The 13,781-nt window shown below is 58.7% G+C and carries 11 protein-coding genes and 1 riboswitch; of the genes, 4 read left to right on the top strand and 7 right to left on the bottom strand.

Translation table 11 applies throughout. From position 1 onward, the window contains the following. Window positions 1-2 precede the first annotated feature (2 nt). The 7 genes from uca to DDT52_RS11200 form a co-directional block, all read right to left on the bottom strand. Complete coding sequence (gene uca, locus DDT52_RS11225) at window positions 3-3,602, bottom strand: urea carboxylase (RefSeq protein ID WP_136156427.1); 3,600 nt, start codon at window positions 3,600-3,602, stop codon at window positions 3-5. 99 nt (window positions 3,603-3,701) lie between these two features. Then, window positions 3,702-3,863 (bottom strand): hypothetical protein, encoded by a 162-nt coding sequence (locus tag DDT52_RS20935; protein ID WP_168709762.1) that lies wholly within the window; start codon window positions 3,861-3,863, stop codon window positions 3,702-3,704. Next, window positions 3,854-4,489 carry an urea amidolyase associated protein UAAP2 gene (locus DDT52_RS11220; RefSeq protein WP_136156426.1) on the bottom strand — a complete coding sequence of 212 codons (636 nt, stop codon included), beginning with the start codon at window positions 4,487-4,489 and terminating at the stop codon, window positions 3,854-3,856. The genes DDT52_RS20935 and DDT52_RS11220 overlap by 10 nt, the downstream gene beginning before the upstream one ends. Before the next feature lie 11 nt (window positions 4,490-4,500). After that, window positions 4,501-5,229 carry an urea amidolyase associated protein UAAP1 gene (locus DDT52_RS11215; protein ID WP_136156425.1) on the bottom strand — a complete coding sequence of 243 codons (729 nt, stop codon included), beginning with the start codon at window positions 5,227-5,229 and terminating at the stop codon, window positions 4,501-4,503. A 14-nt stretch (window positions 5,230-5,243) separates the two neighbouring features. After that, window positions 5,244-6,035 (bottom strand): ABC transporter ATP-binding protein, encoded by a 792-nt coding sequence (locus tag DDT52_RS11210; RefSeq protein WP_136156424.1) that lies wholly within the window; start codon window positions 6,033-6,035, stop codon window positions 5,244-5,246. Then, window positions 6,032-6,847, bottom strand: coding sequence for an ABC transporter permease (locus DDT52_RS11205; protein ID WP_136156423.1), 816 nt, complete (start codon window positions 6,845-6,847; stop codon window positions 6,032-6,034). The genes DDT52_RS11210 and DDT52_RS11205 overlap by 4 nt, the downstream gene beginning before the upstream one ends. An 18-nt stretch (window positions 6,848-6,865) precedes the next feature. Next, entirely contained in the window at window positions 6,866-7,912 is a 1,047-nt protein-coding gene (locus DDT52_RS11200; RefSeq protein ID WP_136156422.1) for a putative urea ABC transporter substrate-binding protein, read from the bottom strand. Between the two features lie 65 nt (window positions 7,913-7,977). Next, window positions 7,978-8,078: riboswitch (guanidine-I (ykkC/yxkD leader) on the bottom strand. A 358-nt stretch (window positions 8,079-8,436) separates the two neighbouring features. Between DDT52_RS11200 and DDT52_RS11195 the strand changes: the two genes are divergently transcribed. The 4 genes from DDT52_RS11195 to hydA all read left to right on the top strand — a co-directional run bounded on the left by DDT52_RS11195 (window position 8,437) and on the right by hydA (window position 13,739). Beyond that, window positions 8,437-9,090, top strand: coding sequence for a TetR/AcrR family transcriptional regulator (locus tag DDT52_RS11195; RefSeq protein ID WP_136156421.1), 654 nt, complete (start codon window positions 8,437-8,439; stop codon window positions 9,088-9,090). A gap of 403 nt (window positions 9,091-9,493) precedes the next feature. Then, complete coding sequence (locus tag DDT52_RS11190) at window positions 9,494-10,912, top strand: NAD(P)-dependent oxidoreductase (protein ID WP_136156420.1); 1,419 nt, start codon at window positions 9,494-9,496, stop codon at window positions 10,910-10,912. Continuing rightward, window positions 10,905-12,209 (top strand): NAD-dependent dihydropyrimidine dehydrogenase subunit PreA, encoded by a 1,305-nt coding sequence (preA, locus tag DDT52_RS11185; RefSeq protein WP_136156419.1) that lies wholly within the window; start codon window positions 10,905-10,907, stop codon window positions 12,207-12,209. The genes DDT52_RS11190 and preA overlap by 8 nt, the downstream gene beginning before the upstream one ends. Window positions 12,210-12,287: 78 nt before the next feature. Next, window positions 12,288-13,739, top strand: a complete 1,452-nt coding sequence (gene hydA, locus DDT52_RS11180) for a dihydropyrimidinase (RefSeq protein ID WP_136156418.1) — start codon at window positions 12,288-12,290, stop codon at window positions 13,737-13,739. Window positions 13,740-13,781 lie beyond the last annotated feature (42 nt).

Genomic DNA, 13,781 nt, shown 5'->3' with positions numbered 1-13,781 from the left:
CCTCACTCTTTCTCAATGACAATGACACACTGCCCGGCACTCACGGGCGATCCCGGTTGTACTCTCACTTCGCGTACTATCCCCCGCCAGGGGGATTCGAGCGGGATTTCCATCTTCATGGACTCCAGTATCACCAGCGTATCGCCCTGCATGACGTGAGAGCCCACGCCGACCGCAACCTGCCACAAATTGCCGGCAATCGGGCTTTCGACGCCGTGTTGACCGGGTTGCAAGGGGGCGCCGTCATGCTGTTCCGCGTGCCCGGCTTCGCTGTCGAGAGGGGTTTGATCGGCGTCGGCCCAGCGCAGCCGCTCGGCATTAAACGCCGCACGTTGCCGGTGGCGGAACGTGGCGATACTGTCTGCCTCGCGCTCAAGAAAAGCCTGATAGTCGGCCAGCGCCAGCTCGCTGTGCTCAATTCGTAACGGATAACGCCCCAGCGGGAAGTCTCGGCGAATTTGCAATAGCTCATCGGCACCGACCGGATAGAAACGAATCTGGTCGAAGAAACGCAGCAGCCAGGGCTTGCCGTCAAACGCCGCCACGTCCCGGTATCGGTTCCACATTTGCAGGGTGCGGCCAACAAACTGATATCCGCCGGGCCCTTCCATGCCATACACGCACAGATAGGCGCCGCCGATGCCGACCGAGTTCTCCGCCGTCCAGGTACGCGCCGGATTGTATTTGGTGGTGACCAGACGATGGCGCGGATCGAGTGGTGTGGCGACGGGCGCGCCCAAATACACATCGCCCAGCCCCATGACCAGATAGCTGGCGGCAAAGACCAGACGGTGGACCTCATCCAGATCGGTCAGGTCATTGATGCGGCGGATAAACTCCAGATTGCTCGGGCACCACGGCGCATCCTTGCGCACCGTGGTCATATATTTCTGGATTGCCAACTGACAGGCGGGATCATCCCAGGAGAGAGGCAGATACACGATGCGTGAAGGGACGCGCAAATCCTGTTTTTTACCAACCTCTTGCCACACCTCGGCCACCTTGCGCAGCAGCTGCGGCAGCGCCAGCGTTTCCGGCTGGTAGTGGATTTGCAGCGAGCGGATCCCCGGGGTGATATCGATGATGCCGTCAATATCGTCCGCCTGTAGCATTTGCATCAGCACATGACCCCGCAAGCGCAGCGCCAGATCCAACTCCGGCTCACCCAGTTCCAGCAACAGATAGGTGTCGCCGCTGAGGCGGGCCACCAGCCGCTGGTTGCCTTGTCCGCAGTCAAGCACCACCGGGGATTGTAGTGGATGCGCTTGCCAGTCGGATGCGACCGCCCGCAATTCGGCATACTCCGTTTTTTGCGCCACCGCCCGCGCTCGTGCCGTTTCGATGCTGACCGGCGTAAAGCGCACCTTATCGCCGGCCCTGAGCTGACCGAGTTGCCACAGGTCAGCCTCGATGACGGTGACCGGACAGACGAAACCGCCCAGACTCGGACCGTCAGGGCCGAGGATCACCGGCATATCCCCGGTAAAATCAACGGCGCCAATGGCATAAGGGTTGTCATGGATATTGGAAGGATGCAATCCCGCCTCGCCGCCGCTGTCCCGCACCCATTCTGGCTTTGGACCAATCAGGCGCACGCCGGTACGGCTGGAGTTGAAGTGGACTTCCCACTCGGTGGCAAAAAACGTGTCGATATAGCCGGGCGTAAAATACTCGGGCGCGCCGTGCGGGCCATAAATGACCCGCATTTCACGCACCGCGGGCAGCGTGGCGACCAGTTCATCAGGCAGCTGTACGCCGCTGGCGTTGTTCTGCAACGCAGTCAGACGCAGCACGTCGCCCGCGCGTAGGGCACGACCGGCATGACCGCCGAACTGGCCCAGCGTAAAGGTGCTTTTGCTGCCTAAATAATCGGGCGCCTGAATGCCGCCCCGCAGGCACAGATAGCTGCGTGCGCCTGCTCCCGTCAGCGTGCCCAATTGCAGGGTGCTGCCTGCCGGGATCGGGAATGAGACATTCATCGGCTGCGGCTGTCCGTCCAGTTGTACCGACAGCTCGGCCCCGGTCACCGCGGCGACCGCCTCCGTGTTGAAGCGCAGGGTGGGGCCGCTCATGGTCACTTCCAGCGCCGCCATGCCTGCGTCGTTGCCCAGCAAACGGTTTCCCAGACAGAGCGAGCGGCTGTCCATCGGCCCGGAGGGCGGAACCCCGACGGCCCAGTAACCAATACGGCCGGGATAATCCTGTACCGTGGTCTGCGTACCGGCGGCCACGACCTCGAACGTATTGGCCTGATAAACCAGCGTTTCCAGGCAGCGGGTCCAGGGTAATCCGCTGGCAAATGGGGTATCCCTTACGATCTGCCGCAGATAATCGCGGTTGGTTTCCACCCCGTACAGCACCGTCTCGGCCAGCGCCTTATCGAGCGCGTGCAACGCGTCCTGCCGGCAAGACGCCCAGCTAATCAGCTTGGCAATCATCGGGTCGAAATAGGGCGGGATCTCACATCCCGCTTCGACCCAGGTATCAATACGCAGTGATTTACCTTCGGCGTGAGGGAAGCTGACCGCCGTCAGTAGTCCCGGGCTGGGCTGAAAGTGGCGTCCCGGATCTTCGGCGTACAGCCGCGCCTGAATCGCATGGCCCTGTGGCGATAAATCCCGCGCCAGCGCCGCCAGCGGCGGCAGTTCACCCGCGGCCAGTTGCAGCATCCAGCGCACCAGATCCACGCCCCAGACCTGTTCAGTGACGCCGTGTTCAACCTGTAGGCGCGTATTGACCTCAAGGAAATAAAAGCGTTCAGCCTGACTGTCATAGATGAACTCAACCGTACCCGCGCTGCGGTAGTTGACGGCCTGAGCCAGCTTCACCGCCGCGTTGCACAGTGCCGCATCCATCCCAACCGGCAGGTTTGGCGCGGGCGTTTCTTCCAGCACTTTCTGATTACGCCGCTGCACGGAACAGTCACGCACCCCTAAAGCCAGTACCTCTCCGCTGCCGTCGCCAAAAATCTGGACCTCCAGATGACGGGCGCGTTCGATATATTTTTCGACGAACACCCCGGCATCGCTGAAATTGTTCTGTCCCAGACGGCGAACGCTTTCGAAAGCCTCTGACAGTTCGTCCGCGGACCAACATACGCGCATGCCGATGCCGCCGCCGCCCGCGGTACTTTTCAGCATCACCGGATAGCCAATGGCGATCGCCGCCGTCAGCGCGGCGTCCACATCCTCCAGCAATGCCGAACCTTCCAGCAGGGGGATGTGATGAGCTTTCGCCAGCGCGCGCGCGGTATGTTTAAGACCGAATACGCGCAGCTGTTCCGGCGTGGGTCCGATAAAGGCGATACCGGCGGCTTCACACGCTTCGGCAAAGGCGGCGTTTTCCGACAGGAAACCATAGCCGGGGTGAATGGCGTCGGCCCCTGTTTTTCTGGCGACGTCGAGGATCTTGTCCACCATCAGATAGGTTTGCGCCGCGGGGCCGTCTCCCAGACTGACCGCGATGTCCGCCTGCTGGACATGCAAACTGGCCGCATCGGCTTCTGAATAGACCGCCACGCCCTGAACATTCAAGTCCCGCAGGGTGCGTAAAATACGACAGGCAATGGCACCGCGATTGGCAATCAATACGTTTTCAAACATGTGAAGCGCTCTCGAAATGAGGCAGGTCGTCCTGCTTCTGCTGTGCTGCGCCAGGGTCGTCCGTGGCGAGGGGATCGCGGGTTGTGCCGCGGATGCCCGTTACCTGAAGTTCAGGTCATTGGCGTTATCCGCCCGTTCACGCTCCGCCGATAAGGCAGGCAGCAGCCCGGTATAATGTCTGGCCCGGGCGACCAATAACGCGGCGAGAAAGCGGCCCGCCACGCGCCAGACGGCGGCGAATGCATGCCTGGTCATGACCATATCAGGACCTCCGCCGGGGTCGGGTTCCAGCCGTTGCAGGGGTTGTTGAGCTGCGGGCAATTGGAGATCAGCACGATCACCTCCGTCTCTGCCCGAAGTTCGACGTATTTTCCCGGCGCCGAGATGCCATCTTCAAACGTCAGTCCGCCATCGGGCGTAACCGGGACATTCATGAAAAAGTTGATGTTGGCGCCAATGTCTTTTTTATCCAGACGGCCGTCGTGCAGGCAGGCGCACAGGAAATTATCGCGGCAGCTGTGCATATAGCGTTTATCCAGCGCATAGCGCACCGTGTTGCTCTCCTGCGCGCAGGCGCCGCCGAGCGTATCGTGCCGGCCGCAGGTGTCGGCGACGATGGTCAGCAACGGATTGCCGAGATTGGAATAAAGGACGCTGCCGGTGGTCAGATAGACGTTGTTCTGACGGCGCAACGTCCGCTGAGGATCGTAGCGCTCACGCGGGTTGGCGGCGCGGTAAAACAGCGTATCAACGGCCTGATTGCCTTCCAGATCGAGCAGGCGCACCGTTTGGCCTTTTTTGACTTCAAACAGATAGGGTTCGCCCGCCGGGATCACATGACGGAACAGCGCCTGTTCAGGCTGAAGGTGACTGGTGGTTAAGCTCATCGTATTGTCCCTCAAAGATATTGGCGTTCAGTGTTGTGAAAGGCGCGGGCGTTTTCCGCGCGTGAATGCCGGCAAAGCCCGGTGATGCCGTCGCTGTTCGGCTGGAACCAATTCAGTTGGACGGGCCGGGGGGAATAGTGCGGATTGGGGTCCATCGGGTGCTGGAGCGCGGTAAGTATCACCAGCGTATCCATTGGCGCGTAGAGTTCGATGCAGTCCCCGGCTTTGGCATTACCCGGCTGGAAGTGGAAGCCGCCGGTTTCATCCACCGTCACCTTGCTGAACAGGTTGACGACCATCAGCAAGTCTTGCAGGTTCAGGTTCCACTTACCCATCTCCACCAATAGGTTATCCACGCCGTTGCGATGAAAGGCGTTACGCTGTTCCTGATAACGTCCCTGACCGTATTTCTCTTCGACTTCCTGTGCATTGAGCACTCCGCCGAAGCTGTCGTGCCAGCCGCAGGTGTCGGCGGTGATGGCGGCCAGAACCCGGCCCATATCCGAATACAGGCAGTGGCCCGCAGTGAGTTTTGCCGTGTGCTGGCCTTTCAGGGTATCGGGCAGATTAAGCCGCTCGCTGGGCTGGGCCGCATTCAGCAGCATCAGGCTGACGTTGGCATCACCTTCAATATCCGTGATGCGCAGCAGTTGGCCCCGGCGCAGGACAAACGAGGTGTGTCCGCCGCCCGGAACGGTTTCTTCATATAAAGCAGATTGTAAAATCAATGGGTTGGTCATGGCTAAAATCCTTATCAATGATCGGTTGCCGGGGTAGGCGTGATATGCGGCGGCGGCACGGCAAGCGCGCGGCGCGCGGCAAGGCGATCGGCGTTCAGGGGAATGTCATAGGTGACGCGCGCGCCATAGGCGTTCGGCGCCTGGGGATCCTGCCGAACCTTGTCAAACACCAGCAGCCGGGTGCCGAGATTGAAACCTTCTGACAGATCGTGAGTCACCATGAAGGCGGTCAGGCGGGTTTCCTGCCATAGCTCCAGCAGCAGCCGGTGCATATCTTTGCGTATACCGGGATCGAGCGCGCCGAACGGTTCATCCAGCAGCAGAATGCGCGGACACATGATGAACGCCTGCGCGATGGCCAGACGCTGTTGCATACCGCCGGATAACTGACCGGGGTATTTATCCAGCGCGTGCCCCAGCCCTACCCGATGTAACAGACGCATCGCCTCTTCTCTGGCCTGACGTTTGCGGCGTCCGAAGAAGCGGCCTGTGACGCGGGCATGCAGCAGCTCCGGGCCGATGACGACGTTGTCCAGCACGTTCAGATGCGGGAAGACCGAGTAGCGCTGAAACACCACGCCCCGGCTGGCATCGGGCTCATCCGCCAGCGGCTTGCCCTCCAGCAACAGGCTGCCTCTGCTTGGTTTTTCCTGCCCCAGCAGCAAGCGCAGAAACGTCGACTTACCGCACCCGGAGGCGCCTACCATGGTGCAGAATTCCCCTTCCTCGATGGAGAGGTTCAGGCGTTCCAGCACTACATGGTCGCCATACTCCTGCCAGATATTGTTGATTTGAATAAAACTCATCCTTTTTCTCCCTCAGACCAGGGGAAAAAGTAACGATTAAGAAGCCTCAATGCGTAGTCCATCAGCCAGGCCAGCAGCGTGATCCACACGACGTAAGGCAGGATCACGTCCATGGCCATATAGCGACGCACCAGGAATATCCGATAACCCAGACCCGCCGTGGCCGAAATAGCCTCGGCGGAGATCAGAAACAGCCAGGCGGAGCCCAGCATCAGGCGCAGTGAAACCAGCAGCCGCGACAGCAGCTGGGGCAGAACCACCCTGAGCACCAGCGTCCAGCTATTCGCGCCCAGCGTTTGCGCCTTGATCAGCAGTTCGGGAGGGATTTCACGGGCGCGTTGTTCGAGATCGCGCGCCAGTACCGGTGTGATGCCGATGACGATCAGCATCACTTTTGACAACTCATCGAGGCCGAAAACGATAAACAGAATCGGGAGTATTGCCAACGGCGGGATCATCGACAGCACGGTCATCAGTGGGGATAGCGACGCTCTGAACAGCGGAAATACCCCGGCGGCAATGCCGAGGCACAATCCCGCCAGCGAGGATACGCCCAGTCCGATCGCCAGCCGGCTCAGGCTGGCGGCGGTGTCGGCCCACAGGACATATTCGCCGCTGCGCTTGTCTGCGGTAAAAGCGACGCGTTCTATCGCATCAACCATCTGCGCGGCGCTGGGCAACAGTTTGTCACTGGGGTTGTCCGCCAGTCGGCTGACCGAACTGGTGAAATAGAGGGCAATCAGCAGTACAAACGGCAGCAGCATCAGTAGCAGCCGCCCGCCGCGACCCGGATGACGATTGATTAAGCGCATGGCAATTCCCCGCGGTGATTAGAGCTGGCCTTCGGCGGCCATCTGCGCAAAGGTCGCGTCAAAGCGCAGCTTCACGTTGTTTTTGTCACCGAGGATCACATCGCCGGGAAAGGCCATTCCCACCGCATCGGCGCTGCGCGCGCCTTCACCCAACAGCCCCTTTTCAAAGGAAAAATTCGCTACCCGCTGCATGGTTTTCGGCAGTTCGCCGCTGGTGACGAACTGTACTGCGTCGGCAGGGGAATGGAATAAATGGGTGGTTTTGAGCTGGGCCTGATAGCCGGCCAGATCGGTTCCTGAAGCGCGAGCCATGGATTCAAGCGCGGCATTATCGCCCGCTTGCATTATGGACATGATTTCAAACCAGGCGCCGGTCAGGGCCTTGCCCAGCGCCGGGTTGTCTTTGAGCGTTTGGGTATTGACCACCATCAGATCGATGATTTCGCCGGGAATCTGGCTGGAGCTGAACACTTCCGTGGTGTTGGGGACGGCTTTGATGGCGGAAAGCTGAGGGTTCCAGGCGCCGGCGGCCTGAACGCCGCCGGTATTAAACGCGGCCACAATATCGGCGTCGGAGGTATTCACCACTCTGATATCTTTTTCCGCCAGCCCGGCCTTTTCCAGCCCGCGCACCAGCAGATAGTGAGAAACGGAGAGTTCGGGCAGGTTGATATTCAGCCCTTTCAGATCGGATAGCGTCTTGTTGTCGCCCTTCATGACAATACCGTCATTGCCATCGGAAAAGCTGCCGGCGAGCAGGGCGGTGGTATCGACCCCGCCCGCGGCGGGCATGGTCAGCACGTCCATATTGGTCATGGTACAGCCATCGAACTGGCCGGCGGTATACTGGTTTATCGACTCAACATAGTCATTAAGCTGGGTGACTTTGATGTCAATCCCGTATTTCTTTGCCCACTTATCGATAATCCCTTCGGTACTGACATATCCCCACGGCATCCAACCCGCATAAATTGTCCAGCAGACGTTAAAGCTCTTTTTCGTTTCAGCGGTGGCGGAAAAGCTCAGCAGAGTCAGGAGGCAGGCGGTAAGGAAAGGTTTTCTCATCAGTGTATCTCCAGTCAGGTTTACGGGTGCAGGAGCAGCAAAATACCTAGGGTTTTAGGTTTGCTGTCTCCCGGGCTTTTATCCCGCCGTGTAACCTCACTGGAGGTCGCCAGCTCTCGGACCAGTCATTCACAAATTGTGAATCGGAACCCTAGCCAGCCATTCATCGTGCGCTCAGACATGGTAGTACTGTGCTGCCCTGTTTATTGGTTTAAGCAAGATGCGTACCAATATGTAAGCATAATAAAAACAGATAGTTAATAATCTATCCTCTGATAAGGAAACCCTAAAAGGGTGCGACAGAATCGCGGCGTGCCCGAAAATAGGGCAATCTTCCCTCACGGACCGGCTCACTCCCTTTACGCCAGCGGGAAAACACGCTTTTGCCCGGTGCTTGTTCCTGAATGGCGTATAAGAAATAGCGGGCATAACAGGGCTGCATCTTCTTTTGTCGATCCTGGCGCGTGTCTTGCACCGCGTAAATCAGGTAATGTTGTGCGTGAACCGTTGAAGGGAGAAGGCAGATGTTAAAACACACGCTAACCGATGAATCCGTAAAAGGCCGCATCCGGCTCGATAATGAAGCGATCATCCTGCTGGCGGCGGAGCGCGTGTTTGCCCGCTACGGCTTCAAAGGCACGACAATGGCGCTGATTGCGGCGGAAGCCGATCTGCCTAAACCAAACCTGCACTACTATTTTGGCAACAAGCAAAATCTTTATTTACGCGTGCTGGACGGCATTCTGCATGACTGGCTGGCGCCGCTGGAACATTTCCATCCGCAGGCCGATCCACGTGCGGTGATTGAACAATATGTCCGGCAAAAAATGGTGTTGACGTTTGAGCGTCCGCACGCCTCGAAGCTGTTTGCCAACGAACTCCTGCAAGGTGCGCCAATGGTGCATGAACTCCTGAAAACGCAGCTGCGCGATTTGGTGACCCGTAAAGCGGCAGTGGTGGATGACTGGGTTGAACAGGGGTTGCTGGCGCCGTTAGACAGTAAGCACTTTTTTTTCTCTATCTGGGCGATGACGCAGACTTACGCGGATTTTGACATTCAGATTGCCGCCGTGCTCGGCAATGAGGCGCATGAACCGGGCGCCCGGCAGCGAGCCATCGAGCATGTGCTGACCAGCATTTTCAGAATGTGCGGCCTTCCCGATGCGTTGAACCACTAAGCGTCATCACCTGGTTTTTTCCATCTTTATAAACCTCCTCCCCCTCCTGTTTTATCAAGCCCATTATTGGCGCAATCATCGCCAATAATGGAGCAACCTGCACCTAAAAGATCCACAAAATCCGCCATCGTGAAAAGTTATGATCGGATAACGCCTTGTTTTTAACGTTATTGATCGTTTCTGAAGAAATGGCACATAAATCGCATGGTTAGAAGGGAAAACTTAACCATTTGGTCAAGATTTTACCGAAGGTGTGGCGCCACCGGCCTTTCCCTTAATCCGACGTTAGCGGGAGAACCACCATGAGCCATCGAAAGCAAAACCGTATCGGCAGGTTGTGGAATGAATTACCGATGCTGTGCCCTCGTGCCCCTGATAGTGCCCAGCCAAAGGAGTGCGCCGCATGAAAACACGATTACCGGCCGGCAGCGATGCGCCGGGCATTCTGGCGGGACGACTCAGCGACGCGGAATATGCAGACAACTTTGGCGATAGCGCCGCACCGCTCACCAAAATTCAGGCCGTGATCGAATCGGAGCGTTGCTATTACTGCTACGACGCGCCCTGTACTCGTTCATGTCCGGCAGACATTGACGTACCGAGCTTTATTCATCGTATCGCGCAGGACAATGTGCGCGGGGCGGCGGAGGCCATTCTGAGCGAGAACGTGCTGGGCGGCATGTGTGCCCGGGTCTGTCCGACAGAAACCTTGTGCGAGCAAGCCTGCGTGCGCAATCAGCAGGATGGCAAACCGGTACAAATCGGCCTGTTGCAACGTTATGCCACCGACGCCTATCTCTCCAATCCCGGTCAGCCTTTATTCAGCCGCGCATCGTCAACGGGCAAAAAAGTGGCCGTCGTCGGGGCGGGCCCGGCGGGGCTGACTGCCGCACATCGGCTGGCGCAGAACGGACATCACGTCGTGGTGTTCGACGCCAGGGATAAACCGGGCGGATTAAATGAGTACGGCCTGGCGGCCTACAAGACCACCGATGATTTCGCCCAGCGTGAAATTGCCTGGCTGCTGTCGATCGGCGGCATTGAACTGCGTCTTAACCATCGTCTGGGACGGGACATTACGCTGGATGCGCTGCGTATGGATTATGACGCGGTGTTCCTCGGAATGGGGTTGGGCGGCGTGAATGCGCTTGGCGTTGAAGAAACCCCGCTGGCGGGGGTGCGCGAAGCGGTCGATTTTATTGCGGAACTGCGTCAGGCCGCGCATCCCGGAGAGGTTGCCATCGGCCGTAACGTGGTGGTCATCGGCGGCGGCATGACCGCCGTTGACGCCGCGGTGCAGGCGAAAAAGCTGGGCGCGCGTGAAGTTACGATGGTCTATCGCCGCGGCGAACAGGACATGAAAGCATCTCAATATGAGCAGGCATGGGCGAAAACCAACGGCGTCGCCATCCGTCACTGGGCAGCCCCGCAGGCTATTGAAGGGGAGAACGGCAAAGTGAAAGCGGTGTCGTTCATAGTCATGCAGTCGCAGTCCGGCGCGCGGGTGGCTACCGGGGAAACGTTCACCCTGCCCGCCGATATGGTGCTGAAGGCGATTGGACAGACGTATGACGCCAGCCTGACCGGCGCGTCGATTGTCCTGAAAGAGGGCCGCATTGCGACGGATGAAGACGGACGCACCTCGTTACCCGGCGTATGGGCGGGCGGGGATTGTTGCGCAGACGGGCTGGATCTGACGGTCGATGCAGTACGTCAAGGCAAAGCGGCGGCGAAATCCATCGACGCGATGCTGCGCCCCTCGGCCAATCAATCTCTGACGGGTAAACCTTCAATGAGCACACGGGAGTATCTACATGGCTGATCTCAGTAGTCGCTTTTTGGGTATCGAAAGCCCTAATCCTTTCTGGCTGGCATCCGCGCCGCCCACGGATAAAGAGTACAACGTCGTGCGCGCCTTTGAAGCAGGCTGGGGCGGCGTGGTCTGGAAAACGCTGGGACAGGACCCGCATGTGGTAAACGTCAACGGGCCGCGCTATAGCACCCTGCGTACCACGGATCGGCGCATTATCGGCCTGAATAACATTGAGCTGATTACCGACCGTTCGCTGGATACCAATCTGGAAGAAATCGCCCGCGTGAAGCGCAACTGGCCCGATCGGGCCATGATTGTGTCGATTATGGTGCCCTGTGAAGAAGATGCCTGGAAATCCATTCTGCCGCTGGTGGAACAAACCGGCGCCGACGGCATTGAGCTGAACTTTGGCTGTCCGCACGGCATGAGCGAACGGGGCATGGGCGCGGCGGTGGGACAGGTGCCGGAATACATCGAAATGGTCACCCGCTGGTGCAAGCAGTATTGCCGCCTGCCGACGATCGTCAAACTGACGCCCAATATCAATGATATCCGCTATCCGGCGCGAGCCGCGCTGCGCGGCGGCGGCGATGCGGTGTCGCTGATCAACACCATCAATTCGGTAATGGGGGTGGATCTGGAGCAGATGAGCATTCATCCCAATACCGGCGGCAAAGGATCGCACGGCGGTTACTGTGGCCCGGCGGTCAAGCCCATCGCTCTGAATATGGTGGCGGAAATCGCCCGTGATGAGCTGACGCGCGGTTTGCCGATGTCCGGCATCGGCGGGATTTCCACCTGGCGTGACGCCGCCGAGTTCATCGCGCTGGGCTGCGGCACGGTGCAGGTCTGTACCGCGGTGATGGTGCATGGCTTCCCGATCGTTCGCGACATGACCAGCGGTCTTGCCAATTTTATGGACCAACAGGGTTACCGCACGCTGGAAGATTTCCGTGGCCGCGCCGTCAGCACCGTAACGGACTGGCGTTATCTGAACCTTAATCACGTGGATAAAGCGGTTATCGATCAATCGCAGTGTATTAAATGCGGACGCTGTCATCTGGCCTGTGAAGATACGTCCCATCAGGCCATCACCAGCATGAAAAATGGCGAACGTTATTACGAAGTGAAGGAACAAGATTGCGTCGGTTGCAATCTGTGTGTCTCCATCTGTCCGGTAGAAAACTGCATTTCCATGCGCAGCCTGCAACCGGGAGAAGTGGATTTGCGCACCGGAAAAACCGTGAGCGGAGAATACGCCAACTGGACGACGCACCCGAATAATCCAATGGCAACCCCGGCCTGAAAGGTCTGATCGTTTCTTTATACCCATGCAATGTCGGGTCGTTCAGCGGCCATGATCAAGCAAAATGAGGGGAAAACAATGAGTCATAACCTGTTAATCAAAGGCGGTACGGTCGTCAATGCCGATCGGGAGTTTCGTGCCGATGTACTGTGCTCGAACGGTATTATTGTTGCCGTGGGTGAGGATGCCGCATTACAGGCCCCGGCGGGCGCCGAGGTGATTGACGCGGGCGGCCAGTATGTGATGCCGGGAGGCATCGATCCCCATACCCATATGAACTTTCCGTTTATGGGCACGGTAACGGTGGATGATTTTTACAGCGGCACCGCCGCCGGGCTGGCGGGCGGCACCACGACGATTATCGATTTTGTTATTCCCAACCCGCAGCAGCCGCTGATGGAAGCGTACCGGGACTGGCGTGGCTGGGCAGAAAAAGCGGCCTCGGATTACAGTTTCCATGTCGCCATTACCTGGTGGGACGAGAGCGTGCATCGGGATATGGGCACGCTGGTGCAGGAAGAAGGCGTCAATAGCTTCAAGCACTTTATGGCCTATAAAAACGCCATCATGTGTGATGATGAAACGCTGATGAACAGCTTCCGCCGTTCGCTGGAACTGGGAGCGATGCCCACGGTGCATGCGGAAAACGGTGAAATGGTTTATCTGCTGCAACAGGAAATGATACGGCGTGGTATCAACGGACCGGAAGGCCACCCGCTGTCGCGTCCGCCGGCGGTTGAGGGCGAAGCGGCCAGCCGCGCGATCGCCATTGCCAACGTCATGGGCGTCCCCATTTATGTGGTGCACGTTTCCTGCATGGAATCGGCGGAGGCGATCGCCCGCGCCCGCGCCCGTGGCCAGCGCGTCTATGGCGAGGTGCTGGCCGGGCATCTGGTGGTGGATGACAGCGTATATCGTCATCCGGATTTCAATCAGGCGGCGGCGCACGTCATGAGCCCGCCGTTCCGTCCTAAAGCGCATCAGGAAGCGCTGTGGCGCGGGCTGCAATCCGGTCAACTGCACACCACCGCGACCGATCACTGTACGTTCTGCGCCAGCCAGAAAGCGGCGGGCAAAGACAGTTTTACCAAAATTCCCAACGGCTGTGGCGGCGTTGAAGAACGGTTGTCCGTTATCTGGGATGCGGGCGTGAACACCGGACGCCTGACGCCCAGCGAGTTTGTCGCCATTACCTCCGCCAATACGGCGCGTCTGTTCAATATTTATCCGCGCAAAGGCAGTATTTCTGTCGGCGCTGATGCCGATCTGGTGGTGTGGGATCCGCAGGGCAGTAAGACGCTCTCGGCGAAGACGCACCACTCGAAAAATGACTTCAATGTCTTTGAAGGCCGCACGGTACGCGGCATCCCGACCTATACCGTCAGTCATGGCGTAGTGGTGTGGGCGGATGGCGATCTGCGGGCGCAAGAGGGGGCCGGGCGCTATATCAAACGCCCGGCCTTTGGCCCTGATTTCAAAGCCAGCGCGTTGCGCGAGCGTTTGCTGGCCCCCGAGGCCGTAGTGCGCTGACCCGTTGATGACTGGAAAAGACAACCTGTAACCGCGTTCCAC

Origin of the sequence: Brenneria roseae subsp. roseae, assembly GCF_003115845.1 — a bacterium.
Classification (GTDB): Bacteria; Pseudomonadota; Gammaproteobacteria; order Enterobacterales; family Enterobacteriaceae; genus Brenneria; species Brenneria roseae.
This window is presented reverse-complemented; position numbering and strand designations above follow the sequence as displayed.